This is a genomic window from Streptomyces sp. NPDC001056 (genome assembly GCF_053598955.1).
Window position 1 is genome coordinate 81,127 of the sequence record NZ_JBSFLI010000014.1, and the last position, 25,907, is coordinate 107,033.

Sequence of the window (25,907 nt, forward strand, 5' to 3'; positions counted from 1 at the left end):
GCGCCGGCTTGGGCGAGTTCTGCGGCGGTCGGCAGGTCGGACGGCTCCTTGGACGGCGACTGCTCCACCAAGGCCGCAGATCGGCTGATACCTCGTCAAGAACCGTCTCATCCCGCCCCCGGCGAGCCCGCGCGGGGTTTGTCGGCTCCCCGCGCGGGCGCGTGGCTCACGCGTCGTTGATCGAACCGGTGCCGAGGCGGACGTTGTCGATCGCCCAGAACCAGTTGTTCCCCGCGTTGTACAGCCGGAAGTTCACCTTGACCGACGTCGCTCCGGACGGAACCGCGAAGGAGAGGTCGACCAACTGGTTCTGCTGGTCCTGGCCGTTGTTGGTGTTGCCCGAGGCCGCGCTGGAGTAGTGCAGCACGCGGGTTGCCTCTCCGGAGTCGAACTCGACGGTGACCTCGGCTTCCTGCGGGCTCTCCTGACGGTAGTGGGAGTCGAAGCCCAGGTGGAGGGTCGAGGTGCCCGGCGGGATGGCGACCGCGGGAGTGGTCAGTGTCGAGTCGAACCGGCCGCGGCTCGCCGGGCTGCCGGTGTCGTCCCAGTCGTCCGCGTCGGCGACCGCGACGATCCCGAGGCTCCGGCTGAAGCCCGGCCGGTCCTGCCCTGCCGGGAACCAGAACTGCTTGGAGAGGAAGGTCCAGCCCTGCAGTTCCCTGGTGCCCTGTGGCATGGTCGGCGCGTTGGTGACCGTCCAGCCCTCGGGTGTGGTCCGCGTCCAGCCCACCAGGCCGGGACGGCTGAGGTCGACGGCCGGTGCCAGGGTCGCGGCGACGGACTCGAAGTCCTCGGCGAGCAGGTAACCGGTCATCACGGGGCCGACCTCGGCGGACAGCGACGCCGTCTGCTCCCTGGTCCGCCCGCCCAGGCTCGCGGCGACGGTGGCCTTGACCGTGGCGGACGTACGGGCGGCCGACGCGGGCGCGACGACGTCCCATGTGAGTGCGACGGAGGAGCGTGCCGGAACCGTGGTCGGCGCGGGGGCCGACGAGGTGGCGGTCCAGCCGTCCGGCAGGGTGAGCGTGCCCGCCAGGCCGGTGAGCGGGGCGCTGCCGGCGTTGGTGACGGTCGCGGTCACGGTGCGCGGTTCGCCGGGGGACAGCACCGTGCCATCGGTCTTCGGCGAGGCCGAAGGACCGGTCAGGGACACGCTCATCGCGGCGGCGACCTTGGTCCGCACGCGCGCGTCGGCGATCTTCAGCAGACCGTCGCCGTCGGCGTGCGCGGCCACGATCAGGCTCCCGACGGTGGCGTCGGCGGCCGGTGTGACCGTGAAGCGGACGTCGGCGGACTTCCCGGCGGCCAATGACCGCGGCGCGGACCCGGACCGCTCGACCGTCCAGCCGGAGGGGGCGAGCAGGGTGGCTGTGAGGTGGTCCAGAGGGGCCGCGCTCCGGTTCGCCAGGGTGACGACGACCTCGGCCGGGCTGCCCTGGGCGAGCGGGGTGTCCAGGGCCGGCAGCGGCTCGGGCAGGGTGATCGAAGCGGCCAGCGCGGGGAGCATCCCGGTGGCCGGGTCGGTGACCCCCGGCTTTCCGTCGGCCAGGCGGCCGGTCATACGGCGCAGAAAGCCCGGGTCGCGCTGGTCGACCACGACGATGTCGTACCAGCCGTGGCGGGAGAGGTGGACCGGCACGATCTGCTTCTGTCCGGGCGCCAGGGTGACCTTCCGTACGTGGTCGCCGGCGTCGCGCGGGTAGACCGACTCGCCGACGAGGAGCGTCCGGGTCGTCGAGGAGGGATTGGCGCAGTGGACCATGACCTGGCCCGGTCCGGCCTGCTCGACCAGGTACGCCTCGGCACCGGCGCCGGTGCCGCGCAGTTCCCACGTCGACCAACCGGGGCCGCGCACCTGGAGGTCGTAACCGTCGGACCCGTGGGCGACCGTGGCCACGGTGCTCCCGCCCGCGGCGACCGTCCAGGTCCGCGGCTCGCCACCGTCGCCGGGGTACGCCGTGAACGTGGCGGCCGCGGCGCCGGTGTTGCCGAGCCGCAGCCGGACCCCGCCGTCGGTGACGTCGGCACGCAGCGACAGACGGTAGGGCAGGGGACGGGTGGGGCGGATGCCCGCCTCCTGCTCCGGGAGCGCCTGCTCCTTCGGGGGAACGGGGTTCCAGCGGCCGACCGGCGCCGGTACCGGGCCGGGCTGCTCCACCTCGGGCTGCGGATGGGTGCGGTGGAAGTCGAAGACGGAGGTGAGGTCGCCGAAGACACTGCGGCGCCAGGCGCTGATGTTGGGCTCCCGGACCCCGGTCCACTGCTCCAGGAAGCGGATCACGGAGGTGTGGTCGAACGCCTCGGAGGAGACGAAGCCGCCCACCGTCCACGGCGAGACGACCGTCATCGGCACGCGCGGGCCGGGGCCGACCGGGCGGCCGTTGAACCAGTCGTCGCTGTTGCCGGAGTCGGGCTTGGGCGCGACCGGGGCGGGCACGTGGTCGAAGTAGCCGTCGTTCTCGTCGAAGTTGATGAACAGCACCGTCTTCGACCAGGTGTCGGGGTCGCTCGCGAGGGCGTCGAGCAGGTCGTAGACGAGGTTGGCGCTGCCGACCGGGGTGGAGGAGCCGGGATGTTCGGAGAGCGCCGCCGTGGGTACCACCCAACTCACCGCGGGCAGCGTGCCGTTCTTGATGTCCGCCGTCAGCCGGGGGATCAGGGTGTCCGGCTCGGAGCGGTAGGCACCGCGCAGGAAGAGCCGGCGCTCGGCCTCGGTCAGGGAGTCCACACCCTGCTGGAACTGGGCGAGGGCCTCCTGCCGCTGCGCCGAGGTCTTGCCCCAGAGGCTGTCGTAGAACTGCTCGGTGGTGGAGTACTGCCCGCTGACCCTGGAAAGGATCTTCCGGCCGATCTGCTTCCACGGCCGGAAGTACTCGACCGCGTTGTCGGTGAAGTTGTCCCACTCCTGGTAGATCTGCCACGAGATCCCGGCCGCCTCCAGGCGCTCGGGGTACGTGGTCCAGTCGTATCCGGCGTGGGTGTAGGAGTAGGCGGCGTTGGTGACGGCTCTGTTCACGCCGTCCGGCTCGAAGCCCGTGGTGCCGGTCCACAGGTAGTTGCGGTTGGGGTTGGTGGAGCCGTATATGGAGCAGAAGTAGGAGTCGCAGATGGTGAACCGGTCGGCCAGTTCGTACTGCAGGGGTATGTCCCGCCGGTCGTAGCAGGCCATGGTGCTCTGGCCCTTCGCGGCGATCCAGTCGTTCCACCAGCCGTTCGCCCATGCCTGGGTGCCGTCCGCGAAGCCGTGCGGGAGCGAGCCCAGGTACTGGATGTCGCTCTCCGGGCGGCCGGCGTCGACCGCCGCCTGGCGGGCCGAGAAGGGAAGGACGTCGCCGCCGCCGGCTCGCGGCTGTCTGAAGACGTCGGCGCCGTCGGGCAGGCGCAGGGGGGTGCGGTCGCCGAAGCCGCGCACGCCCTTGAGGGTGCCGAAGTAGTTGTCGAAGGAGCGATTTTCTTGCATCAGCACGATGACGTGCTCGATCGCTTTCATGCCGCCGCGCGGCATCGGCGCGGCCATGGCTTTGAGGAGCGAGGGGGGCAGGAGGGACAGCGCGGTGCCACCGGCGAGAGCGCCGAGGATCCTGCGGCGGGAGGTGTGGGACATGATGCGGAGGCTATGGCTCCGACACGGTGATCAAGAACCCTCTGCGACAGGGCTTCGCCCACTGTTCACGCGGAGGCATCCGGTGTTCGTCCTGGTCACACGGTCGGGTTCGACAGAGGGCGGTCACGCGGGCGTGGGGGAGCGGCGCCCCGCTCGCCTATGGGCGCGGGGACCAAAGGTGACCTTCTCGCCGCCCTGGGCGAACCGGCCCTGCTCCAAGAACGTTTCGCTCCGGACCGGCGGCCCGCCCGGGAAGCCGCCACCGCCTGGAGGACCGCCCTGCCCGTGAAAATCGGCTGACCGTCCTGGGTTCCCACCGCCTTGACCCCGGCCGCGCGACGCGCATCCTGCGACTGCGCTCCCTCACCGGCATCGACCTGACCCTGGTCCGCCACCGCCCCCACCTGCCCGACGCCCTGCACCAAGCCCTGCAAAGGGCCGACCACGTTGTCACCGCCGACTTCCAGGCCGCCCGCCGCCACTGCTACGGCGCGACCGCCACCGAACCCCTGCCCGCAGCCGAACTCGCCAGACCCCCGCTCCGGTTGCTCCGCACGCACCGCCCGGCACGCCGCCCACCTTGCCTGGCCGCAGCCCTGGCAGTGGCACTGTTCACCGGCGCATCCCTCCAGCGACTCGCCACCGCCCGTCCCGCGACCACGACGGCGGGGTCCGGTCGGGCGCGGAAGCCACCACGGCCACGCTCGCCCTGCACGACCGAGCCCGCTCCACCGACGGCTGCGCCGCCTGCCCAGTCCCGCCGCGGTCGGGAGTTTCCCTGCGGCCCGCACCTGCCGCGCCTGGCGGAGACGGCCGGGCTGCCTCGGGAAGTCGCGATGACACCCAAGTAGCTCCGCGTGGTGTCTCCGCGGTATCCGGCCACGGAGGCTCCGCCAAAACCCGTTTGGCGGACGATGGGCGACCCCTGCTACATTTCCGGAGGCCGTGCGAGAGATCGAGGAGGTGGTACCCGTGAACACAGTATCGACATGGGTGCTCCCCTCCGGGGTCACGGTCGGGCGATAGGCAGGTCGTCCGGGAGCGCCGTTCCAGTGCACTCCCGAAAGGCACGACCATGCATTTCACTTCCGAGCAGCGCCTCGACGACGGCGTCCTCGAACGCGAATTCACCCTCGGTGAGATCCCCGGCATCCTGTGGACACCCGCGTCCGCGTCCGCAGCGGTACCGCTGATCCTGCTCGGCCACCCTCCCCTCGGGCTGCGCAAGATGTACCCCCGACTGGTGGCCAGGGCCCGGCAGTCCGCGGCGGAGGGCTTCGCCACGGCCACCATCGAGCTCCCCGGAAGCGGCGACCGCCCCCGTTGGCCCGCCGCCGAGCAGGCCCGCGCCGACCTGCGCCGGGCGAAGGAGGCCGGCGAGCCGGTCAGCGATGAGATCGTCGAGGCCCTCATCCTCCCGCTGGTCGACAAGGCAGTCCCGGAATGGCAGGCCGCTCTGGACGTCCTCCTTTCGCTGCCCGAGATCGGTGGTCCGGTCGGATACTCGGGGGGAGTGATCTCCATCGGCATTCGGCTCGCGGTGGTCGAGCCGCGCATCGTGGCCGCCGGTTTGTTCGCCGGGAGTCTCGTGCCTCGCGCCATGTTCGAGGAGGCCCGACAGGTGACCATTCCACTGCACGTCCTGCTGCAGTGGGACGACGAAGGGAACGACCGGCAGGCGGCCCTGGACCTGTTCGACGCCTTCAGCTCCAAGGAGAAGTCCCTGCACGCCAACATGGGCGGTCACACCGGCGTCCCGCAGTTCGCGGGAGAGGCAGCGGCCCAGTTCTTCGCCCGACATCTGAAGTGAGGCGGGCCGTCAGGCCGGCAGCAGACGATAGCTGATGTCGGCCGGCATGCCGCCGTCGAGGACAGGTCCCGGCCCTCCGCAGCTCTCCACCGTGGGTCCTTGCCGAACTCTCGGCAGGGGCCCATGCTGCCTGAAGTCATGAACTGCTCGTTTTCTGGAGAGCTTCGAGAGCTTCGAGGGCTTCGAGAGCTGCCCAGGTGCCCTGTGCCCGGCATGTGGGGTCTGGTCGAACCGGGTCCATGGCTCCTACCTGCGGTTTCCCGCTTGTGCCGAGCGTCGGACGAAGCGTCGTTCTCCGTCTGCGGGTCCGCCGGTTCGCCTGCGGGAACTCGGACTGCGCAGGCCGCACCTTCGTCGAGCAGATATCCGGCCTGACCCGCCGGCACGGTCAGCGGCCCGAGCGGCTGCGGTCGACTCTGGTCGCGGTCGGTGTCGCCCTGGCAGGCCGGGCCAGCGCTCGCCTGGTCTCTGTCCTCGGGGTGTCCGTCAGCCGCAGCACTATCCCGCGCCTGGTCGAAGCTCTCCCCGAGCCTGAGGCGCCCGCTCCGCGGGTGGTCGGCGTCGACGAGTACGCCACTCGCAAGGGCCGCCACTACGGCACGGTCCTCGTCGACATCGAAACCCCTGGCTGCCACGACCCTGATTCCCGGGCCCGCGGCGGCCGTCGGCACCGCGGCTGGGGCCGCCGCCAGGCGGATCCGTACCGGGACCGAGCTGCCTGCGGCCCCGGTACTCGGTTCGTCCCTGTGCCGAGCTGTGCGCCTCGTCGGTCTGCTGCATTGGCAGCACCAGGGTCACCGGGTAGGAGGAACCAGCCCCTGGCCGCCAAGCGAGCACCACCGCTCCGGTGTGACGATCACAAGGAGATGACACTACGGCTCCGGTCGATGACCCTGCCCGGCAGGAGGACCCAAGGATGAACCCGACTGTGAAACACCTTTTCGGCGTTGCCGCGGCGATCGCCATAGGCGCGCTGGCCCCGCTCGCGACCGCTGCTACCCCCGCCGTCGCCGCCGCAGGCGCGCATTGCGCCCGTGCCGAGCAGGACGTGTGGGACAGCGGGCCCAGCCGCACCGTGACCGCGCGGGGCTGCAGCATCCCGTCCCAAGACCATCGGTGGTACACCGTGGAGATCGACACCCTCGTCGAGCGCCACTACAAGGGCGACAGCGTGGACGCTGGAGTCGACCGGTCCACGACCGTGCACAGCAGGACCATCAGGTGCCTCGGCTACACCTCCGAAGCCGACACCGGCACGGTCGACTGGTTCGGTTGCCCGCCCGTCTGACGCGCTCGCTTCAATCCGCACGGCCGAGTCAGGCCGGTGCCGAGGTAGCCGCCGTCAGCGATCACGGTTGTCCTGCCGACGGCGGCCTTCGCGCCGGACGGTTCCCATGCCTTGCAGTCGTTGCGGTTACCCGGCAGGGGCCGGCCGACGGCGACGGCGGGCCGGGTGTCGGCGTCGATGACGACCTGATGGTTGGTGGAGTATCGGTGGTTCTTCGAACGCTCGGCGATGTTGTCGTCGCGGGTGGGAACCAAGGTGCCGTCCACCATCAGCACGGCACCCTTGCGGAACCGCCGGCGCGCCGCGCCGGCGCAGAGCGAGGGAAGGCCCGAGACGGCCGTCCTCCAGCGGCAGACCCCACGGCCGTCCCCTGCGTACCGGGACCGCGCCTTGCCTGCGCAGAGCGGTGACGAGCGTGCCGAACTGCTGCGGGCCCAGCCCGGTGAACGGGCTTATCCAGCGGGGCTCCGACGCCGTGATCATGTCGAGATCATCTCCCGGCCCCGAGGAGCCGTGTTGAACTACGGGATCTCGGGGTATTGGGGGCGCTTCCGCTTGAGCTCGGCCAGATCACTGAGATCGATGCCCCTGGCCTTGGCATACTGCCTGGACCAGTCGGCGACGGCTTGCCGGAACAGGTAGTCGGGGCGACGAGCCACCGGTTCCTCGCCGCGGTTCCGCAGCTTGGCGACAGCCGCCCGCTCCAGATCCTGATCACCGCACTGGCGAGCCAGAAGGATGGCCTTCGCAAGTCGTCCCGGCTCGTGATCGGTTCACCAGGTCACCGAAAGCTTGTAACCAGCAGGTCAGTCCCCTGGCCCGAAGCGCGCACGAGCGCGGACGGCGGAGCTCCACAGAAGTTGAGCCAGAGCCCGAGTCTTGACGTCACGTCGGTGTCATCGAGTGCCCGCAGTAGTGCTGCCCGTGGTCATGGAGTCGTCCCGCAGAGGGAGAACAGGGCTAGGTTGACCCGGCCTGTGTGAACGAAGCCCGCGTTTCGCAAGATGCCTTCGTGGTGGAAGCCGGCCTTGAGCGCGACCTCCTGGGAAGCGGTGTTCTCGGTGGCGGCTCGGAGCTCTCGCCGCTGGAACTGCTGGTCGGCCAGAAGCCACCGAGCCGGTGCCCCGACTCTGGTCATGGGCAACTTCCCTCTCCTATGGCTTACTTGTCGCATGGCACCGACCGGGTCCGGTAAGCGGCTGAGTTTTGAGGGGCTGCCCCCTCGGCTGTTGCGGCAGAGTCTGGCATTCCCGTTCATGGGCATCGCATTGGTGGGAAGCGGTATGGCGGTCGTAGTCGGGCTCGACCGCTTCGCCCGGGACATGCAGCTCGGATCGGTGTCGATTCTGTCCTTCGGCTACCTCGTCTTGTGGCTCACGGGGGCGTTCTCTTCCGTCGTCATGGCCCGGAAGTTCTCTGCTCTCGCGCTCCTCGCGGCCGCGCACAAGGGACGCCTCCGTGGTCTTCCCTACGACCACACGTACGTCCTGTATCTGCGTTCGTTCACCGAGGACCACAGGTTGTTCGCTGTGGACAGGGTGTGGGGCCGTGGACTCGGCCCGGTACTGGGATACCTGGCCGGTCTCACGGCCGGTTACGACGAGGCCAGTAACGTCTGGGAGGAACGCGTCATCCAGCACTTCCGCCGCCTGGGACACGTTGTCGGTGTGGCGGATCCCGACTCGACGCAGCTCAACCCCGGCGTCTATCGCTTCCGGCTTCCCGAAGATGTTCCCAGACAGGAGTGGCATCCCGCGGTGAGCGAGGCCATCCGCAACGCCCGCCTGGTGATCATTGTCGCGGGTATCGGCGGGGACGGTGAGACCGCGGCAGGCACCCTGTGGGAGTACACCGAGGCCGTGCGGCTGCTGCCGCCCTCGCGCGTCCTCCTCCTGGTCTGCGGCGGGCAGGAGGACTACGACCGCTTCCGGGAAGAAGCACAGACCGCCTTCACCGACCGGTATGGCAACGCTGCCAAGAGAGCCCTCACGGCACCCGCACTGCCTGACTATCCGTTCTTGGAACGTCCCCGCCGTCAGGGCCGCCCGCATCCGCTGCGAGGGGTCATCCGCTTCGGCCCCGGGTGGACGGCACAGTTTGTGCGCTTCGATCCCACCACGCAGCGGGGTCTCACGCCCAGCAGCCGGTGGCGCGCCACGGTGCGGCACCAGATTGAACCGCTGTTGGCGGAGGTGGAGAGCCAACTGCCAGGAGAGGCGGTGATCCCCGAGAAGGACTACCGCCTGCGGGTTCTGGCGGTCCTAGCTGCGGGCGCCGTCTGCCTGCCCTTCTCGTACGGGGTGGTCCATTCGTCGCGCATGCTCTTTGGTGAGAAGGCAGTGGTGCTCGCCATGGTGGGGGTCCAACTCCTGGGCGGTCTCTACTCCATGAACGTCAGCGCAGGCACCCAGCGTTACTTCAAAGTGACGGTGCGGCTCCCTGATCGCAGGACGACGCCCTGGCGGGGGGAGACCGGGGATCCGGCCCACGACGCGGGCACGCTCGCTCGACTCGTGGAGGAGCGCAGTCGTGTGCTGGGAACGGACCATCCCGAGACGCTGGATGCCCGTCGTCTCCTTGCCACGTTCCGGGGGCGGGCGGGGGATCCGGCCGGCGCCGCAGACGCCTTCGCCGAACTCCTCTTCGAGATGCTCCGTGCGCTGGGCCACGAACACCGCCTTACTGTTGTGACCCTCGGTGACCTCGCGCAGTGGCGGGGGATGGCGGGGGATCCGGCCGGTGCCGCGAACTCGCTCACCCAGCTCCTGCCCAGGCTGGTACGGGTGCTGGGAGCGGATCACCCCGATACGCTGGCGTTCCGCAGCAACCTTGCCATGTTCCGGGGGATGGCGGGGGACCCGGTCGGCGCCGCGGACGCCTACGCCGAAGTCCTGCCCGACATGCTGCGAGTCCTCGGCCCGGACCACCCCGCCACCGTCCTCACCCGTAACGGCCTCGCCCTGTGGCGGGACAGAGCCGGCGGCCAGGGGCTGACTACGTGAGTAGGCACTGAAAGGGCACGGCTCGCCCGGCGGATCCGAAGCCGTCGAGAGCACCGCGTAGATTGCCGACTGGGCGTACCTCGATGTCGGGGACAGGTGCGTCACTGCGCTCCGTACGGGGTTCAGTTCACCCGTGGGAGGACGATCGTCAGGTCAGCCCGTGCGGTCACCTCCGAGTCCAGGACCACCCTCACGTCCAGCGGGGCGGAGCCGATCCGTACCTGTTCCCCCTGCCGGTTTGCGAACGTCGGCGTGAACGGCCCCGCCGCCGCGGCGCCGACCACCAGCGGCAGCGGCTCGGCGAACACCCCCACAACCGCGAGGCGGCCGGAGATCGTTCCCGGCGGGGTGGTCATCGGCAGCCCGGAGAGGGGCCGAGATCATCGCCGCCGACACCGTCGTGATCGCAGCGGGCCAGGAGCGTGACACCGTGGTGCCGGAGCTGCTCAAGCGCGCCGTTGTGCCGCTCCGGACCGCAGGCAGCGCGGCGGGCGGCCACGACGTGGCGGAGGCGTTCGCTCAGGACGTGGGCGCCGTACGGTACTTGATGCGCGACACCGCACGGCCCTGGCCCACCCTGTGACCCTCCCCGCGCGCCGGTGACCTGGCCGACCACCGATCCGAGCATGCCGGGCAGCGCGAGCATCTGGGCCGCCTCGCCGAGCGCGGTGGGCTGCGCGGTACGGCGGACCGGCCCGGGCCAGACGGCTGCACGCTCGCTGTCGCTCTGCACCGCCAGGCGCCGGTCCTCGCCGGCCGGCTCACGGCGGAAGACGGCCGTCTCTGGCGCGGTCCACGGCCTTGTCCGCTCGGCGCGCACCACATGGTCGGTCCCGGGGCGGCAGCGCCGGTTCCCCTCATGGTTGAGTCCGTTGGCGTACAGCACGGTGCCGTTGCGGCGCATGACGGCGATCCGGTCGGCGAGGCGCTCGGCCTCGATGGCCGCCAGCGTCGTGAGCATCGCCTTCGCGCACCGGTCGTGGTGGTCCCAGGCGACGTAGCGGCCGCCGCCGGCAGCGGCCTCCGTGAGGAAGCGGGCCTCAATGCCTATCTGACCCAAGGCCTCTGCCGTGGCGAGCGCCACCACTTCGATTCGGTGGCCAGAGGCCCGGTCGGCACGGGAGACGGCCCGGAAATCGTCCGGGTCGGCGAGCGCGGACTCCACCACGGCGTCGAATCCCATCCCGCGAACGTGTGCTTCGACAGCGGCCTGCCATCACGCAGGGCAGCGGCGTAGTGCTGAGCCGCCGCGCCGGTTCAGCGCCGCTTGCACGAGGTCGGCGATCCGCGTCTTGCCCGATCCCGGCTGACCGGCGACGACCACGACGACCGGCTGCTGCTCGTGGAGCGGCTTGTACAGGTCACGGCCGACCCGGACGGAGGAGGTCCGGTGCACACCCCGAACAGCCCGCGAGACCGGACCGCATCGGTCCAGGGCTCGCTCGCGTATCCGCAGGGGTCGGAAGCTCATGCACGCGATGCGGTGTTCGACGACTTTGTTGCGCGGCAGCCATCCCACGACCGGGCCGGGGGAAGGCGGTCGCTTTGGCAACGACGCCCATCTCGCGCAGTCGTTCGACCCCTGATCCGTGGAAACGCTCAGGGCCCCTGATGGGCCGCGGACCAGAGCGAGAAGATCAAAAGGATGAGGAAGATGAGGCAGCCGCAGCCGCAGCCGCTGCCCTGCGCGTCTTGCACGCCGCGTCTGACGGCCCTGCGAATCCTCTCCTCGTCGCTGTCGTCCATCGGATCCCCCTCTCCGGCCGAATCTGCGGGCTTACCCCAGATACAAGCCTGAGGGAGGAGAGCCACATCTCAACGGTCTATAACCAGCCATCGGAACCGATTATCAGAACGGGTGGGCCACGCGATCCGGCAGTCCCCAGCGTGGGTGGCACAGTCGCTGAAGGAGCTGGTCGTGCCAGTGGGCCCGGGGGATGGGTGGTGCGGGCGTCGATCTTCCAGCTGTTGGCTTCGATGGTGAGTTGGTTCTGGTCTCACTTCTGTGGAGCGGTGACGCCGCGTGTCGTCGGCCGCATGTGATTGGGTGCGCGGAGACTTCTGCAGCCATCTCCTTCGGGGAGATCATCATCGCCGGGGCCGCGCGACTGGTCCCGAAGCTGCGCGGACTCGAGTTCACGGACACCCGGATGAAGGTGTGGGAAAACCACTTGGAGGAGATCCGCGCGACGGCCAACTGGATCGAGACCGCGGCCGCAACCGGGCAGGTCGATCTCGACGAACTGCTCGCCCAGCTGCTGCGGGGCCAGTAGCCATGGGGGCGGGTCTACCCGCTCACGTCCACGGCCAGGCGGTACGCAGGGCTCAACCTGCAGCAGACGTAACGGCTTTCAGAGGGTGGAATGTGCGGTGATGTCCGTTTCGGTGGCGCGCCCGGCCGTATCCGCACCCGTGACGGACTGGCCGGAAGGACGGCGCAAGAGCGCGTGCGAGGCCTGTCACGGCGACTGGTCGGTACGTCGGATCATGATCGTTTGCGGGTGTGGTGCGCGGCTGGCATCGGTATCCGCAGCATCGGTCGATGTCGCCAGTGGCCCGGTCGCCAGATCCATCCGGGTGGTTGCGACACTGCGACGAGAGCGCCTGCCGGCGGCGCCGACTACATGCCTTGGGGGGCATACATGGGCACATTCGAGCGCGTCAACCTGTTCTACGGCGTCGGCCACCAACAGGTGTACGCCGCGTTGGAGGAGTTCTGGCACCAGGAGGAGCACACGCTCGAACTGGAGGACGTCCACGACCTCAACCTCGACTCGTACGCCCTGCACGAGCGGTGTGGAGATTGGACCGTGCTGAAATGGACCCGGGGTTGGGAGTGGGACCTGCGCCGACGCGCCCAGCTTCACGTTTCACGCGTCTACGACTGCCCGGGGCTGCTGGTCTTCATCTACGACGACGACTTCTGGGGCTGCGAGCTGTTCCATCACGGCAGAGCGATCGACCAGTTCCAGCAGGAGACCGACATCATTGGCTCGTTCTTCGGTGATCTTCCGTGCCAGGGGCGCCCCGACCTCCTGCTGGCCCAGTTCCCGGCTCTGGACCTGGACATCGAGCATGCCCGGGGCTATCTGACCCACTACAGCATCGACGACCCCGGGTACGAGGAGATCGACTGGGAGGACGAGCACGACCCTCTCAACAGTCCCGTTCGTCCGGGCGATGGGTTCGGCCGCCTTGAAGGGGGCGTCTACTGGGACTTCCAGAACTTCCTCGGCGTCGACCACCATGCCCCGGTCTGGCGGAGGTTCACCACCTCGGCCCAGGCAACCACGAGCACGGACAAATGATCGGTTCTGGCCGAGGCCGAAGGCGGCCACGCACCTCTCTGCTCGCGGGTGTGCTCGGCCTGCGCGGTGATCTCCGTTCGCGCTCCTCCAGCCGTACCAGCACCGCCCCCAGGGGCAGTTCCCCGCCAGTCATGCGCGGCGCCAGGATGGGGTCGCGCGGCCCGTCAACCGACGGGTCATCACATCGCTTATCGACTGCGCCTGACCCGTCCCGAAGTCGCCGTCGACTGAGGGGAATGACGCAGCAGCCGAACATCATCCGCCTCGCCCCTACCGCATTGCCCCAGTCCGAGCGAGGGTCCGCCTTCGCGTCTTCTGGGAAGTGGTCAGGGGAGTTTCCATACTTGGGTGGTGCCGTCGGCGCTGCCCGCGGCGAGGGTTTTGCCGTCTCGGCTGAACGCCACAGACTGCACGCTATTGGTCTGGCCGGTCAGGGTCGCGGTGCTGGTGCGGGTGGCGATGTCCCACAGCAGGATCGTACCGTCCGCGACGTCGGCTGCGAGGGTTCTGCCGTCGGGGCTGAACGCCACCGATGCCAGCCCGGTGGCGCGGTGCGGGGGCGTAGTCCAGCAACTCGGCCGCGTGGCGGCCCAGTTGCTCCACAAGCGCCTTGGGCAGCCATCCCACGACCCGGTTCGTCGCCGTACGCTCGATCACCTGCTGGAGGGTGGGCCGCTCGGTCGGGGTCTTGTGCACGCACTGGCGGACGAGGTCGACGAGTGCCTCCGGCACACCGGTCAGATCTGCCTCGTCCTCCACGATGCGGAAGAGGTGGGCGTTCAGGTTGGGGTCGGTGGCGCCGAAGAGGAGGCGTCCGGTGGCGGCGTAGACGAGGACGGTGCCCAGGCAGAACACGTCACTGGCTAAGGTGAGTTCACGGCCCCGGGCCTGCTCCGGCGACATGAAGCCGGGAGAACCGATCAGCATGCCGGTGCGGGTGAGCGGCGGGCTGTCCCCGGCCAGGCTGTCCATGGCCCGTGCGATGCCGAAGTCGATGACGCGTGGGCCGTCGAAGGTGACGAGCACGTTGGACGGCTTGAGGTCACGATGGATCAGGCCCGCCCCGTGGACGGCCTGCAGGGCGAGGGCGAGCCGGTTGGCGAGGACGCGGACCGAGTACTCGGGCAGCGGCCCGAAGTCCTGGCCGACGACGGTATCAAGGTCAGGTCCCGGGATGTACTGGGTCGCCACCCAGGGAACGTCGGCCTCGGGGGCGGCGTCGAGCACGGCTGCCGTCCAATCCCCGCCCACCTGCCGGGCGGCAGCCACCTCCCGGGCGAAGCGCTCGCGGAACTCCGGGTGCCCGGCGTACTCGGCCCGGATGACCTTCACGGCCACGGTGCGTCCCTCCTCGGAACGCCCCAGATGCACCAGCCCCATCCCCCCTGCCCCCAGCCGGGCGATCAGGCGGTACGGGCCTATGAAGGGCGGGTCACCGGCGATCAACTGGTCCACCAGGGCACCATAGTCCAACGGGGAGCAGTGCCCCAGACAGAGCGGGTCGCACACCGTCCTGCCCGGGTGGTGAACGGATCTGCCAACCAGCCACAGAGCGTCACCGATCACGAGTTGATCGAGCCGGTCCTGGCGCTTCGAACGCCGTGGCCGAGCCCTGGACTTCGGCCGGGCACCGGAGCATGACCTGCGCGAGATCATGAACGCGATCCTCTACGTGGACCGCACGGGCGTGCGGTGGCGCTACCTCCCGCACCACTTCCCACACTGGAACACGGTCTACGGGTACTTCGCCAAGTGGCGACAGGAAGGCGTGTTCGCGCAGCTCGACGGCCTGATCAGGCGGCTCTTGCGGCCCATGGGGGGGGGCCGTCAAAGAGTCCTTTCGCGAGGGGCGGCCAGGTGGGGCAGAGCCTCGGCGGGGCGGTCGTTCCGTCGGGGAGAGGGAAGCCTGCCACGGCCGCGTGCCGTCCGTAGACCGAGGGGGGCATGCGGCGCTGCGGCGGGGCGGGGCCGCATGGTTCGGGAGGTAGCCGGTCAGTTCACGTCGTGGATACGGAGGGTCGCTTCCTCCTCACCGGGCCTTCTGGGCTCGGTCACTGCGCTGCGGCCCGGATGAGGGCCGCCGCCGCTGTCTCGATGTCCGCCGACGTGGTCCATCGGCCCAGGGAGAGCCGCAGCGCGCCGAGGGCACGGGCCGGGTCGATGCCCATGGCGGTCAGCACGGGGGAGGGAGTGTGGGCGCCGCTGTGGCAGGCCGATCCGGTGGAGGCCGCGATCCGGCCGGCGGCGGCGAGGACGTCGTGGCCGAGGGTGCCGTCGATGCTGATGTTCAGCGTGTTCGGCAGGCGTTTGTCCGCCGGGCCGTTGAGGCCGACCCGGCCCGGCAGTCCGTCGGTGAGCCGCTGGTGGAGGTCGTCACGCAGGGCCGCGATTCGGGTCTGAGCATGGTCGGCGAGCTCGGTGGCCGCGAGTCCGGCTGCCGTGCCGAGGGCAACGGCCAGGGCGACGTTCTCCGTTCCGGCACGCAAGCCGTGTTCCTGGCCGCCACCGTAGACGACCGGCTCCAGCCGCACGCCGTCGCGGACATAGAGCGCGGCGGCCCCCTTGGGGGCGTACATCTTGTGCCCGACGACGGTGAGCAGGTCCACACCCAGCTCCTCGACATCGAGGGGGATCTTGCCGACGGCCTGGGCGGCGTCGCAGTGGACCTTGGCGCCGTGCGCGTGGGCGAGGGCGGCCAGTTCGGTGATCGGCTGGAGGGCGCCGGTCTCGTTGTTGGCGGCCATCACCGACACCAGCACCGTGTCCTCGGTGAGGGCGGCGGCCAAAGTGTCCGGATCGACGATGCCCTCCCGGTCGACGGGCAGCACACTCACGCGGGCTCCGTGCAGGCGCTCCAGGGCACGGCAGGTCTCAAGGACCGCCGGGTGCTCGGTCTCCTGCGTGATCACATGCGGGTGGGGACGGCCAGAGGCCAGCACAGCACCGCGGAGAGCAAGGAGGTCGGCCTCGGATCCGGACGCGGTGAACACGATTTCGCCGGGCCGGGCGCCGAGCAGGTCGGCGACCTGGCCGCGGGCCTCGGCGAGCGCCCGGCGCGGCCGGGCGGAGAAGGGGTGGCTGCTGGAGGGGTTGCCGAAGAATTCACTCAGGTGCGGGCGCATCGCCTCGGCGACTCGGGGGTCGACGGGGGTGGTGGCGTTGTAGTCGAGGTAAACCGGCCCGCCGGCGAGTCCCGGGTGCGGCGGGGGTCCTGCGGCCGGGGCGCTCACGCCAGGTCCGCGGCGTCGACGGGCAGCTCGGACAGGCGCCACTCCAGCATGCCGTCGTTCAGGCGGATCGCCCGACGCCCGCGGTCGGTCAGCAGGCGTACGGCGTCGTAGGCCAGGACGCAGTACTCGCCACGGCAGTAGACGACGATCTCGGTGTCCTCGGGCAGTTCGTCGATCCGCTCGGCGAGTTCACCGACCGGGATGGAGATCGCGCCCGGGATGTGCCCGGCGCTGTATTCCTCCATGGGGCGCACGTCCAGCACGACGACGTCCCCAGCCGCCACTCGCTCGCGCAGCTCCTCGCGAGTCATCTCCGCCTCGGCCTCTGGGCCGAGGTAGGCGTCCCGGGCGGCGGGGACCGCGGCCTGGTGGCGGTCGGCGACCTTGCGCAGCAGGGCGAAGAGCTGGGCGACGTCGTCGCCGGCGAGCCGGTAGTGGATGCGCACGCCTTCGCGGCGGGTGGCGACGAACCCGGCCTGCTTGAGGGTCTGCAGGTGCGCCGAGGCGGTGGTCAGGTTCAGCCCGGCCGCTTTGGCGAGCGCGTCGACGGTGCGCTCGCCCTGGGCGAGCAGATCCAGCAGCTCCAGGCGCTTTCCGCTGGCCAGCGCCTTGCCGCTGACCGCGAACGCGTCATACAGGCGGGTCTTCGTCGTGCTCTTCATGGTCTCGGACACGGCATCCTCCATAAATCCATGGATTATTGTAGTCGAGTCTGGTGGGTGGCACCGCACGCCCCCGTTCCCGAGATCTTGGAGGACGCCGTGAGCTTCGCGGACGATCACCTCGTACCGCTGGTCGACGAAGGGCTGGGCAACAGCTCCTACCTGCTCGACCTCGGCGACGGCCGCGCCCTGGCCATGGACGCCGACCGTGACCTGCGCGCGCTGCGGGCGGCGGCCGAGCGGCGCAGGCTGCACATCGCGTTCGCCGCGGACACGCATCTGCACGCCGACTTCCTCTCCGGCGCGGTCCAGCTCGGACACGACACCGGGGCGACCGTGCTCGCCTCCGCCGCCGGCCGCCGGGCCTTCGCCCACCAGGCGCTGGTGGACGGCGACGAGGTCGACCTCGGCGGGCTGACCCTGCGAGCCCTGGCCACCCCCGGCCACACCGACGAGCACTTGTCCTTCCTGCTGCTGGACGGTGTCCGGGAACTCGGCGTGTTCACCGGCGGGTCGCTGATCGTGAACTCCGCCGCCCGCACCGACCTCCTCGGCGCCGCCCGCACCGAGGAACTGGCCCGCGCCCAGTACCGGTCGCTGAAGCGGCTGACCGCGCTGCCGGACGAGACGGCGGTGTGGCCCACGCACGGCGCCGGCTCGTTCTGCTCCGCGCCGCCCGGCGCCGAGCGCACCACCACCATCGGCGCGCAGAAGCAGGCCAATCCGCTGCTCGCTGCGCCCGACGAGGACGGCTTCGTGGCACAGCTGGTCGCGGGCCTGGGCACCTACCCTGCGTACTTCGACCGGCTCGGCGAGATCAACCGGCGCGGACCGGCGGTCCTGACCGCGCAGCCGGCGCTGCCGGACCTGTCCGCACAGCAGGTGCGGGCCCTGATGGCCGACGGCGGCCACGTCGTCGACGTACGCCCGGCCCCCGCCTACGCCGCCGGCCACCTCCCCGGCTCCCTGTCGATCCCGCTGTGCGACCAGTTCGCCACCTGGCTCGGCCGGCTCCTGCCCGATACCGCGCCCCTGGCCTTCGTCACCGACGAGGACCAGGACCTCAGCGAGATCGCCTGGCAGGCGTACAAGATCGGCTATGAGCGTCTCGCCGGCCGTCTCGTCGGGGGCACGGACACGTGGCTCGCCGACGGCAGCCCCCAGGCCACCACTGCGTTCCTCGCCGCCGGTCGTGCCGCGGGCCGCCCCTACGTCGATGTCCGGCAGGAATCCGAGTTCGCCGCCGGGCACGTCCCCGGCGCGGCGCACATCGCGCTCGGCGCCCTGAGCGAGCCCGCCGCCAGCGCCCCGGCCGGACCGATCGTGGCCTGCGGGCACGGCGAGCGCGCCATGACCGCCGTCGGCCTTCTGGAGCGCGCGGGCCACCGCGACATCGCCGTCCTTGACGGCGGACCGGCCGACTACGCCACCACCCACGGCCGGCAGCTCGCCCAGGGCGCGGAGGGCATCCACTCGTGAACACCACCTCTACGGTCACCACGCCGACCGACTCCCCGGGGCGGCCCGTGCGGCTCGGCCTGCGGGAGAACTGGGTGCAGTTCACCCTGCTGGTCATCGTCAACGTCTGCGTCGGCGGTCTGGTCGGCCTGGAACGCACCACAGTCCCGCTCATCGGCTCCGAGACGTTCGGCCTGACCAGCGACCTGGCCGTCTTCTCCTTCATCATCGCCTTCGGTCTCACCAAGGCGTTCACCAACCTCGCCGCCGGGGCGCTCACCGCCCGGTTCCGCCGCAAACACCTGCTGGTGGCCGGCTGGCTGCTCGGCATCCCCGTCCCCTTCGCCCTCGCCTGGGCCCCGTCGTGGGGCTGGATCGTGACGGCCAACGTTCTGCTCGGCCTGAACCAGGGCCTGACCTGGTCGATGACCGTCAACATGAAGATCGACCTCGTCGGTCCCTCCCGCCGAGGACTTGCCACCGGTCTGAACGAGGCGGCCGGCTACACCGCCGTCGGCGTCACCGCCCTGCTCACCGGCTACCTCGCCACTTCCTACGGCCTGCGGCCGGTCCCCGAACTCATCGGCGTCGTCTTCGTCGTCGCCGGCCTCACGCTGGCCCTGGTCGTCCGCGACACCGCCGCCCACATCGCGCTGGAACTGGCCAACCACACCAAGCCCCTGCCCACCGGCGAGGACACCGGCCTGAAGGCCACGTTCACCCGTACCTCCTGGCGCGACCGTTCCCTGCGCGGTGCCAGCCAGGCCGGACTGATCAACAACCTCAACGACGGCCTGACCTGGGGCGTCTTCCCCCTGCTCTTCACCGACCACGGCCTGGGACTCGCCGCGGTCGGTCTGATCAAGGGGCTCTACCCGATCCTGTGGGGAATCGGGCAAATCGCCACCGGTCACCTCGCCGACCGCATCGGCCGCAAGCCCCTGATCGTCTACGGCATGCTCGTCCAGGCCGTCGGCTTCGTCCTCGCTCTCGCCCTGCTGGAGCGCCCACTGCTCGCGGGCGTCCTGTCCGCGGTCTTCCTCGGGCTGGGCACCGCGATGGTCTACCCGGCCCTCATCGCGTCCGTCTCCGACCATGCCCACCCGGCGTGGCGGGCCAACGCCCTGGGGACGTACCGGTTCTGGCGCGACATGGGCTACGCCGCCGGAGCGCTCGTCGCCGGCATCCTCGCCGACGCCCTCGGCCTGAACGCGACCGTCATCGCCGCCGCCGTCCTCACCGCCGCCTCGGGGCTCCTCGCCGCCCGGTGGATCACCGAACACCGGCCCGACGCCCGCTGAACGCACAGCCTGCCCCGGCCGCTACCGGGGCCTGAACGCACAGCCCGCCCCGGCCGCTACCGGGGCAGGCTCTGGGCGCCCCGCCACGGAACGCCGCGGCAGCTCCCCTCCTCGAAGCCCTGGACCTCTCGCAGGTCCCGGCCGTCGCGGCGAGGGCGTCGACGACCGGGCCGCGCAGTCCTCCAACGGTCCGCAGCACGGGCAGGCACGGACGGCGAGCGGTCATATGCGGCCCCCAGCTGTTGCGGGACATGAGGTTGTTGACGCCTGAGCGGCATGACGCCCGTCGTAGCGAGTGCTGGAAGATCGCGGTGCTCCTGGGCGTTGCCTTCGGGTATGAAGATCAGCGAAGCTTCCAGAGTCAGCGGGGTGAGTGCGAGATCGTTGCGGCACTACGAGGATGAGGGCTTGATCGTCCCTGGTCGTTTCAGCAACGGGTTCCGCGACTACTGCCAGTCCACGATCGACCGGGTGCTCGTCATCCGCTCGCTGCTGGAGTCCGGGCTGCCCGTGCGGTTGATCAGGGAAGTTCTGCCCCGGCTCACTGATGGATCCGATGCCGGCAGCGACGCGGTGTGCGCGGAGTTTTTGCACGAGGTGCAGAGCTACCGCGATCGGCTTGCTGCTCGCATCGCCGCTCTCAGCGATCAGCAGGCGGCACTCGACGCCTACCTTCGAGAGGCCCGCCGTACTGATCTCTGACCGCCACTTGACCTTGACGTAAGTGTCAGATTTCTACGTTCGGTTCATGGAGATCAACGAGCGGCAGAACACCGCTGAGCAGACGGTACGAGCACTGGTCCAGCAGTCCCGTCGGGGGCCGAAGGATCTGACCCTGACGACCGATCATCGCCGCCCCACCCTGGGGCCCGGCGAGTACCTCATCCGCGTGGGCGCCGCCGGGGTCAACTTCGCCGACGTCATGCAGACCCGTGGAACTTACGGCGGAGGCCCGCAGGCCCCCTATGTGGCGGGCTTCGAGGCCGCTGGCGAGATCGTGGGTATCGGCCCGGACGTCGAAAGGCCGCTTCAGCTCGGCACCCACGTCGTCGGAGTTGGCCCGGGTGCGTTCGCGCAGTACATGACGATGCCGGCCGCGGGTGTCCTTCCGGTGCCGTCCGGCTGGAGCGACGCCGAAGCTCTCGGCCTGGTGCTGAACTGGGCCACCGCCCTGGCGGCACTGAAGCCGCTGGGCGAGATCAAGACGGGGGAGGTGGTGCTCGTTCATGCCGCGGCCGGCGGGGTGGGACAGGCCGCCGTGCGCCTCGCCCGCCACTACGGTGCACGCGTGATCGCCACGGCGTCACCAGCGAAGCACGACACCGTCAAGGTGCTCGGCGTCGACGAGGTCCTGGACAGTCGGCACCCCGATCTGGCGAAGGAGATCAACCGCCTGACCGGCGGCGTCGACCTGGTCCTCGAATCGGTGGGAGAGGCCACATTCGAGGCCAGCCTGTCGGTCACCAAACCCTTCACCGGACGCATCGTCGTATTCGGTGCCGCTTCCGGCGACGCCACCCTGACCACACACGATCTGGTCTTCACCCACCAGGTCCAGGTCAAGGGTCTGCACATCGGTGCGCTGGCGGTCGCGGCCCCGTCCGTCTACCAGTCGTTGCTCGTCGAGATCGAGGCCCTCATCGCGCACGGCGTATACCCACCCGGCACTCCCCACGTCCATGCCCTGGCCGAGGGGCCGGCAATACTGCAGCAACTCGAAGCCGGCCAGACCCGCGGCAAGCACGCCCTCGACCCCTGGCGCTAGGCTGTGCACTGCAGTTGACTTCTCCCACCGGCCCGCGACCAACCCGACCTGCCGTCGACCCACTTCACGCCGGATTTGACGAACTACCGGTAGGCGTGTGGAGCTCTGCCCGCGGAGCAGTTGGAGGACGACACGACGGAGAAGGTCACCGTGGTGGACGAGTGGGAGGAAATCCGGCTCGGTGAGGTCTGCCTGGACGTGTGAAGCTGTAAGGGTGCTGCGGTACTTGGGGCATTCCGCTTGTGATCACGGTTTGGTTGTTGGTAGCCAGGTCACGTGACGGGGGATGAATCCACGCGCTTCGGCGCGCCGCGACGACGTCAGCACCGGCTCCTGGGCTGGTCCATGCGCCTGGTCGGCACCTTTCTGTCGATCTTCGGTGCTCTGTTCTTCATCGCCGGTTTCAGCCGGATGCGGACGATCTTCTCGCCACTGGGTACCACCGACCCTCTGTGGTACCGCGTGTCGACCGTAGGAGCGATCGCTGTGGCCGGCGCCGTGTCGCTGCTCGGTGGCCGCAGGCTCAGACGGCGCGGGCGCCGTCACGGTGTTCCGGTGTTGCGGACGATGGCCGATGCGAAGCGCGGCCCTTACGTGCTGTACCTCCGGCCCTTCACGTCGGACGTGACGGGGGCGACCATGCCGCACGCCTTCAGCCGGTTCCAGCGAGTGGGCGGTTCACTTGTCAACACCAGCACGCGCACCGTCGAGGAGCGGATCTCCCGCTCCTTCGGCCGTCTGGCGCGGGTCATCGCCGTCGGCCAACCGGACGAAACACTCCCGTTGCTGGGAGCCGCGCGGCTGTATCTGCCCTTGAACGACTGGCAGCCGACGGTGGCTTCCCTCATCGATGACGCTCGTCTGGTGCTCCTCGCCGCGGGTACGTCCGAAGGAACACTGTGGGAGCTCAGGCAGTGTCTACGGCGTCGTGCGCCGCAGACACTGCTCATCTTGATCTACACAGATGAGAGTGAGTTCGACGTGTTCCGGGAGAAGGCTGAAGTGATCTTCCGGGAGGAGGCGGATCGCTTACGACGCGGAAGCGACGCCGATTGGTGCCCGCCACGCCTTCCCGCCTGTCCACTGCTCAGCAACCCGGACCGCGTCAAGTGGCTGCCGATACCTCGTGGTTACCTGCGCTTCGACGCGGACTGGACGCCTCACCTGGTCAGGCTCGACCCGACCTCTGTCCGCGGGTGGACGGAGGAGGGCCGCCAGCGCCGGCTGAACCGTGAGCAGTTGTTGCCGTTCATGGACATCGTGCTCCGTGAACTGTGGGCTGCGGAGGATGCGGCGGATCAGGCCGACGCGGGCCGTTGCATGACGGTCGCCGAGCTTGAGTCGGCGCTGCGCGCGATGCGGTCCGAAGGGGCAACAGACGAGACACCCCTCAGTGTCCTGATGTCGGGAACGGGGCGGTTCCTTGCCGTCGGAGACAAGAGGGACACCCCGGCAGAGAGCGGAGACGCGGGGGCTGGTCCGGGACATACGACGGAACCGATCGTGCGTGCGGGCGGGCGGGCGCCCTTCACGATCGAACTGCCCTTGCGGTACGCGGAGAAGATCCTGCGCGAGAGAAGGGCCGACGGCACCACGGACGGGGACACACTCCAAGTGGAGTTCAGCGCCCGAGGGCGGCCGCGGGGTGTACGTCACCACCCCGGCGGCGAGGCGGCCGGGAAGCCCTCCGCACCGGCCGATTAGAACTCCTGTCGCAATGACTTCAGGCGTCGCCAGAAGATGAGTGCGCATCCGAGGACGAGGAATGCTTCGTGGATGTCGTCGCGTATCGCCTCGCCCAGCGGCTCCGCAGGCGCCGGAACCAGTGCAGAGGGGCGCATGCGCGTGCTCCACGACCCGGCGTTGGGCGTCGGTGATCAGGTGATACCTTCCGCCCGCGCAGGCAGAGCCCGCCAGGCGCGGCCGCTGACCGAGAGACTGGACGAACCTGACATCGCCCGGGGTGGTGGCGGCTTGTCATTCGGCCATTTCTGAGAATCACCCAGCGCTACAGAAGCCGGGGCTGACAGTCCGTGGGGCGGGGTGGTAGTACGGGACGCGGTTCGCGCCGGGTGGCGGTGCCGGTGAGACGGGGGTGGGCCGAGGTGTCCTCGCGCTTACGGGCGGTGGCGCGGCTGATCACGGCGGTTGCGATCGTCACGGTCTATGTCGCGCTGCACCTGGCGATCACCGCGGGCATGGATCTGCGGGCCTGCGACCGTTTCCGCGACGCCCCGGCACGGGCCGCCGCGTTCACGGCCGCGCTGGACCGCTATGCCGCCGGGGACGTGTCCGCGCGCGCCGAGATCCGCGCGGGCGACACGTGGTTCAAGGAGAACGCCCCGTCGGGAGCGAGCCGCTCCGCGGTCTCCTCCGCCACTGGGGATGTTGAGAAGGGCCGAGTCTCCCTCGCCTGCGAGCGGGTCGCCGGGCTGGCGGCGGGTGTCCGACGGGACCAGGCGCGGCTCGACCGGAAGCTCGGCTCGTCGCGCGCGATCGCGCTGTACTGGGCGGCGCCCGCTGTGGTGCTGCTCGGGTCAGCACTGTGGCTGCGGCGTCGGCGCCGGTCGGATACCGCGGAGATCATCAGAGTGGTCAGCCGGTTCGCCCCGCGTCATCCATGGTGGCGGCGGCCGGTGTTCCTACTGGCGAGCAGCGGTGGATATCTACTGCTCGCGGCGGGTGCCACCGCCGTGGGCAAGGCGCAGCGGGAGGGCTACGAGATGCCACCGATGCGCTTCTTGCTGTCTCTGGTCGGCGGCCTTGCCGCGTTCGGTGCCGGGGTTCTGATCCTGCGCTATTCACGCCCCCGCTCGGCGCGCAGCGCGGCCCGGGCCCTGCTGGCCGATGGCCGTCGGCCTGTGCTCTATCTGCGCAGTTTCGCCGACGACGGCATCGCGGCCCAGGTCGACGACTCGGCGTCGTTCGTCAGCCTCCACTCACGGGAGGAACAGTTCACGGCGGCATTGGGCGCCGTGGGGCCCGTGATCACGGTGGGAAGGCCCGGAGAACCACTGCCGCGGCTGGGTGCGGCGCGGTTCTACCTGCCCCTCGACAACTGGCAGCCGACGGTGCTGCGGCTGATGGAGCTATCCCAACTCATCGTGCTGCGCCTGGGCTTGGGCGAGGGATTGTGGTGGGAGGTCCAGCAGGTCCGCGCCACCCAGCCCGCGCGCAAACTCGTCCTGCTGGCGCCGGGCGGGCTGCCGGAGGTGGCGCACCGGCTGGACGAGCACCTGCCGTCCCCGTCCATGCTCGCCGAGGTGGCTGGAGACGATCCCTGGACCGGCGCCGTGATCACCTTCGACCCCGAGTGGACACCCCAGGTGCACCCGGTGGGGCCTTCGCCTCTCGCCGCGCCCCCGCGGGGTGCGCTGATGCGCCGCGGGCTCCACGCGGTGAAGGCCGGCTGGGGGACGATGATCATGCATACGCCTGCACACCACCTGGCCCGCGCCGTCAGGGACGCTCTGGCGTCCATGGGGGTCCGTAAACGGACGATGACCTGGCGCGCCACCTTCGCCACGCAGACGTCGTTGTGGACCGGATTCGCGTTGGTTGCGGCCCTGGGGCTGTTTGCGTGGCTCGTGGGCCGGGCGCTGCAACTCCTCGGTCTCGGTTAGTTCTGGTCAGTTCGACGATTCGCATGACGAAGCGGGAAACCGGGGACGAAAATCGGGCAGGGACCAAGTGCGTCCTGGCTCCCCGCACGCGAGGCGGGTCGACGATCTTCGGGGGAGGATCATGGACGGTTCACAGCAAGGCGTGCCGACGAACGCGAGCCAGGCCAGTGCGGAGCGGCCCAGAGCGGTGACCGGCGCGGCCACCGCCGCGACGGTGCTGGTCTCGTTGGCACTCGTGCATGAGGTGCTGCTCACCGTGGCCAGCTGGCGTCTCTACTTCGTCGTCCACGACTACTTGGCCGGGAAGGCGACGGCTGCGGAGGTGCTGGCCGCCGACTCCGATGCCCTCGCGGACCTGGGGGCGGTCTGGGTGTCGGCGCTCATATGGGTCGCGGCCGGCATCGCGTGCCTCGTCTGGCTGTGGCGGGCCCGGATCAATTCCGAGCTGATGAGCGGTGCCGCCGCGCACCGCCGGGCCCGGGGCTGGGTGGTGGGCAGCTGGATCGCCCCGGTGGCCAACCTGTGGATCCCGTACCAGGTCGTGTCGGACGTCTGGCGGGCCAGTGCCCCCCGGCGGTCCGTACCCGTCACCCTGGTCACCGCGTGGTGGGCGCTGTTCGTGGTCGCCAACTTCGTCGTCAAGCCGATCCAATGGCGCACGTCCTCGAAATTCGACAACGAGCAGGACGTGCTGTCCAACGCCAACGCGTCCACCCTGCTCACAGCGCTCTACGTGGCGGCCGGCCTGCTCCTGGTCCTCATCATCAGGCGCGTCACCGCGTGGCAGACCCACCAGCATGCCCAGAACGCGGGGTGAGGAACGAGGTGCGCACCGACGTGAACGCGGCGGCGCGGG

Annotated in this window: 18 protein-coding genes and 4 pseudogenes; 13 read left to right on the top strand and 9 right to left on the bottom strand. The window is 70.0% G+C overall.

The features are described 5' to 3' along the window. Positions 1-166: 166 nt before the first annotated feature. Positions 167-3,604, bottom strand: a complete 3,438-nt coding sequence (locus ACWDD7_RS18530; RefSeq protein ID WP_450458087.1) for a phosphocholine-specific phospholipase C — start codon at positions 3,602-3,604, stop codon at positions 167-169. Between the two features lie 1,075 nt (positions 3,605-4,679). Here ACWDD7_RS18530 and ACWDD7_RS18535 point away from each other — a divergent pair. Beyond that, the gene (locus tag ACWDD7_RS18535; RefSeq protein ID WP_450458088.1) at positions 4,680-5,414 is read left to right on the top strand and encodes an alpha/beta hydrolase; all 735 of its coding nucleotides are present in this window, start codon (positions 4,680-4,682) and stop codon (positions 5,412-5,414) included. Positions 5,415-6,330: 916 nt separating this feature from the next. Continuing rightward, positions 6,331-6,702 (top strand): hypothetical protein, encoded by a 372-nt coding sequence (locus ACWDD7_RS18540; RefSeq protein WP_450458089.1) that lies wholly within the window; start codon positions 6,331-6,333, stop codon positions 6,700-6,702. A 20-nt stretch (positions 6,703-6,722) separates the two neighbouring features. Here ACWDD7_RS18540 and ACWDD7_RS18545 read toward each other — a convergent pair. Continuing rightward, positions 6,723-7,185 (bottom strand): annotated as a pseudogene (locus ACWDD7_RS18545) (transposase); the annotation flags it as partial. A 689-nt stretch (positions 7,186-7,874) separates the two neighbouring features. On the opposite strand from ACWDD7_RS18545, the gene ACWDD7_RS18550 reads away from it, so the two are divergent. Beyond that, positions 7,875-9,704 (top strand): tetratricopeptide repeat protein, encoded by a 1,830-nt coding sequence (locus ACWDD7_RS18550; RefSeq protein ID WP_450458090.1) that lies wholly within the window; start codon positions 7,875-7,877, stop codon positions 9,702-9,704. A gap of 122 nt (positions 9,705-9,826) precedes the next feature. On the opposite strand, the gene ACWDD7_RS18555 is transcribed toward ACWDD7_RS18550, so the two are convergent. From ACWDD7_RS18555 to ACWDD7_RS18565, 3 genes and pseudogenes are all read right to left on the bottom strand, one after another. Continuing rightward, complete coding sequence (locus ACWDD7_RS18555; protein ID WP_450458091.1) at positions 9,827-10,060, bottom strand: hypothetical protein; 234 nt, start codon at positions 10,058-10,060, stop codon at positions 9,827-9,829. Further along, positions 10,057-11,175: pseudogene (locus ACWDD7_RS18560) on the bottom strand (zeta toxin family protein). Before ACWDD7_RS18560 ends, ACWDD7_RS18555 begins: the two are co-directional and overlap by 4 nt. 128 nt (positions 11,176-11,303) lie before the next feature. Continuing rightward, entirely contained in the window at positions 11,304-11,450 is a 147-nt protein-coding gene (locus tag ACWDD7_RS18565; RefSeq protein WP_450458092.1) for a hypothetical protein, read from the bottom strand. 191 nt (positions 11,451-11,641) lie between these two features. Here ACWDD7_RS18565 and ACWDD7_RS18570 point away from each other — a divergent pair, with 191 nt between their 5' ends. Together ACWDD7_RS18570 and ACWDD7_RS18575 are read left to right on the top strand one after the other, a co-directional pair. Continuing rightward, on the top strand, positions 11,642-11,977 hold the full coding sequence (locus tag ACWDD7_RS18570; RefSeq protein WP_450458093.1) for a DUF6192 family protein: 336 nt from the start codon (positions 11,642-11,644) through the stop codon (positions 11,975-11,977). 369 nt (positions 11,978-12,346) lie between these two features. Beyond that, positions 12,347-13,012: a hypothetical protein gene (locus ACWDD7_RS18575; RefSeq protein ID WP_450458094.1), complete on the top strand. Its 666-nt coding sequence runs from the start codon at positions 12,347-12,349 to the stop codon at positions 13,010-13,012. A 326-nt stretch (positions 13,013-13,338) separates the two neighbouring features. On the opposite strand, the gene ACWDD7_RS18580 is transcribed toward ACWDD7_RS18575, so the two are convergent. Continuing rightward, on the bottom strand, positions 13,339-13,542 hold the full coding sequence (locus tag ACWDD7_RS18580; RefSeq protein WP_450458095.1) for a WD40 repeat domain-containing protein: 204 nt from the start codon (positions 13,540-13,542) through the stop codon (positions 13,339-13,341). A 178-nt stretch (positions 13,543-13,720) separates the two neighbouring features. Then, positions 13,721-14,668, bottom strand: a pseudogene (locus ACWDD7_RS18585) (serine/threonine-protein kinase); the annotation flags it as partial. Between ACWDD7_RS18585 and ACWDD7_RS18590 the strand changes: the two are divergent. After that, positions 14,595-14,834, top strand: a pseudogene (locus tag ACWDD7_RS18590) (transposase); the annotation flags it as partial. The pseudogenes ACWDD7_RS18585 and ACWDD7_RS18590 overlap by 74 nt on opposite strands. A gap of 229 nt (positions 14,835-15,063) precedes the next feature. On the opposite strand, the gene ACWDD7_RS18595 reads toward ACWDD7_RS18590, so the two are convergent. Then, the gene (locus tag ACWDD7_RS18595) at positions 15,064-16,242 is read right to left on the bottom strand and encodes a cysteine desulfurase family protein (RefSeq protein ID WP_450458096.1); all 1,179 of its coding nucleotides are present in this window, start codon (positions 16,240-16,242) and stop codon (positions 15,064-15,066) included. Further along, the gene (locus tag ACWDD7_RS18600) at positions 16,239-16,916 is read right to left on the bottom strand and encodes an ArsR/SmtB family transcription factor (RefSeq protein WP_450458097.1); all 678 of its coding nucleotides are present in this window, start codon (positions 16,914-16,916) and stop codon (positions 16,239-16,241) included. The genes ACWDD7_RS18595 and ACWDD7_RS18600 overlap by 4 nt, the downstream gene beginning before the upstream one ends. An 87-nt stretch (positions 16,917-17,003) precedes the next feature. Between ACWDD7_RS18600 and ACWDD7_RS18605 the strand changes: the two genes are divergently transcribed. The 7 genes from ACWDD7_RS18605 to ACWDD7_RS18635 all read left to right on the top strand — a co-directional run bounded on the left by ACWDD7_RS18605 (position 17,004) and on the right by ACWDD7_RS18635 (position 25,868). Then, positions 17,004-18,383, top strand: coding sequence for an MBL fold metallo-hydrolase (locus tag ACWDD7_RS18605; RefSeq protein WP_450458098.1), 1,380 nt, complete (start codon positions 17,004-17,006; stop codon positions 18,381-18,383). Continuing rightward, positions 18,380-19,663, top strand: coding sequence for an MFS transporter (locus ACWDD7_RS18610; protein ID WP_450458099.1), 1,284 nt, complete (start codon positions 18,380-18,382; stop codon positions 19,661-19,663). The genes ACWDD7_RS18605 and ACWDD7_RS18610 overlap by 4 nt, the downstream gene beginning before the upstream one ends. Positions 19,664-19,999: 336 nt before the next feature. Continuing rightward, on the top strand, positions 20,000-20,365 hold the full coding sequence (locus tag ACWDD7_RS18615; RefSeq protein WP_351873075.1) for a MerR family transcriptional regulator: 366 nt from the start codon (positions 20,000-20,002) through the stop codon (positions 20,363-20,365). Between the two features lie 46 nt (positions 20,366-20,411). Further along, positions 20,412-21,428: an NADPH:quinone oxidoreductase family protein gene (locus ACWDD7_RS18620; RefSeq protein ID WP_450458100.1), complete on the top strand. Its 1,017-nt coding sequence runs from the start codon at positions 20,412-20,414 to the stop codon at positions 21,426-21,428. Between the two features lie 276 nt (positions 21,429-21,704). Further along, positions 21,705-23,132 (top strand): hypothetical protein, encoded by a 1,428-nt coding sequence (locus ACWDD7_RS18625; protein ID WP_450458101.1) that lies wholly within the window; start codon positions 21,705-21,707, stop codon positions 23,130-23,132. Positions 23,133-23,554: 422 nt separating this feature from the next. Beyond that, the gene (locus ACWDD7_RS18630; protein ID WP_450458102.1) at positions 23,555-25,051 is read left to right on the top strand and encodes a transferase; all 1,497 of its coding nucleotides are present in this window, start codon (positions 23,555-23,557) and stop codon (positions 25,049-25,051) included. Positions 25,052-25,172: 121 nt separating this feature from the next. Next, positions 25,173-25,868 carry a DUF4328 domain-containing protein gene (locus ACWDD7_RS18635; RefSeq protein ID WP_450458103.1) on the top strand — a complete coding sequence of 232 codons (696 nt, stop codon included), beginning with the start codon at positions 25,173-25,175 and terminating at the stop codon, positions 25,866-25,868. The last annotated feature ends 39 nt before the right edge of the window (positions 25,869-25,907 follow it).

Coding starts and splice junctions, on each gene's coding strand:
- ACWDD7_RS18530 (WP_450458087.1), bottom strand. CDS start 3,604: ATGTCCCACACCTCCCGCCGCAGGATCCTCGGCGCTCTCGCCGGTGGC.
- ACWDD7_RS18535 (WP_450458088.1), top strand. CDS start 4,680: ATGCATTTCACTTCCGAGCAGCGCCTCGACGACGGCGTCCTCGAACGC.
- ACWDD7_RS18540 (WP_450458089.1), top strand. CDS start 6,331: ATGAACCCGACTGTGAAACACCTTTTCGGCGTTGCCGCGGCGATCGCC.
- ACWDD7_RS18550 (WP_450458090.1), top strand. CDS start 7,875: ATGGCACCGACCGGGTCCGGTAAGCGGCTGAGTTTTGAGGGGCTGCCC.
- ACWDD7_RS18555 (WP_450458091.1), bottom strand. CDS start 10,060: ATGACCACCCCGCCGGGAACGATCTCCGGCCGCCTCGCGGTTGTGGGG.
- ACWDD7_RS18565 (WP_450458092.1), bottom strand. CDS start 11,450: ATGGACGACAGCGACGAGGAGAGGATTCGCAGGGCCGTCAGACGCGGC.
- ACWDD7_RS18570 (WP_450458093.1), top strand. CDS start 11,642: ATGGGTGGTGCGGGCGTCGATCTTCCAGCTGTTGGCTTCGATGGTGAG.
- ACWDD7_RS18575 (WP_450458094.1), top strand. CDS start 12,347: ATGGGCACATTCGAGCGCGTCAACCTGTTCTACGGCGTCGGCCACCAA.
- ACWDD7_RS18615 (WP_351873075.1), top strand. CDS start 20,000: ATGAAGATCAGCGAAGCTTCCAGAGTCAGCGGGGTGAGTGCGAGATCG.
- ACWDD7_RS18620 (WP_450458100.1), top strand. CDS start 20,412: ATGGAGATCAACGAGCGGCAGAACACCGCTGAGCAGACGGTACGAGCA.
- ACWDD7_RS18635 (WP_450458103.1), top strand. CDS start 25,173: ATGGACGGTTCACAGCAAGGCGTGCCGACGAACGCGAGCCAGGCCAGT.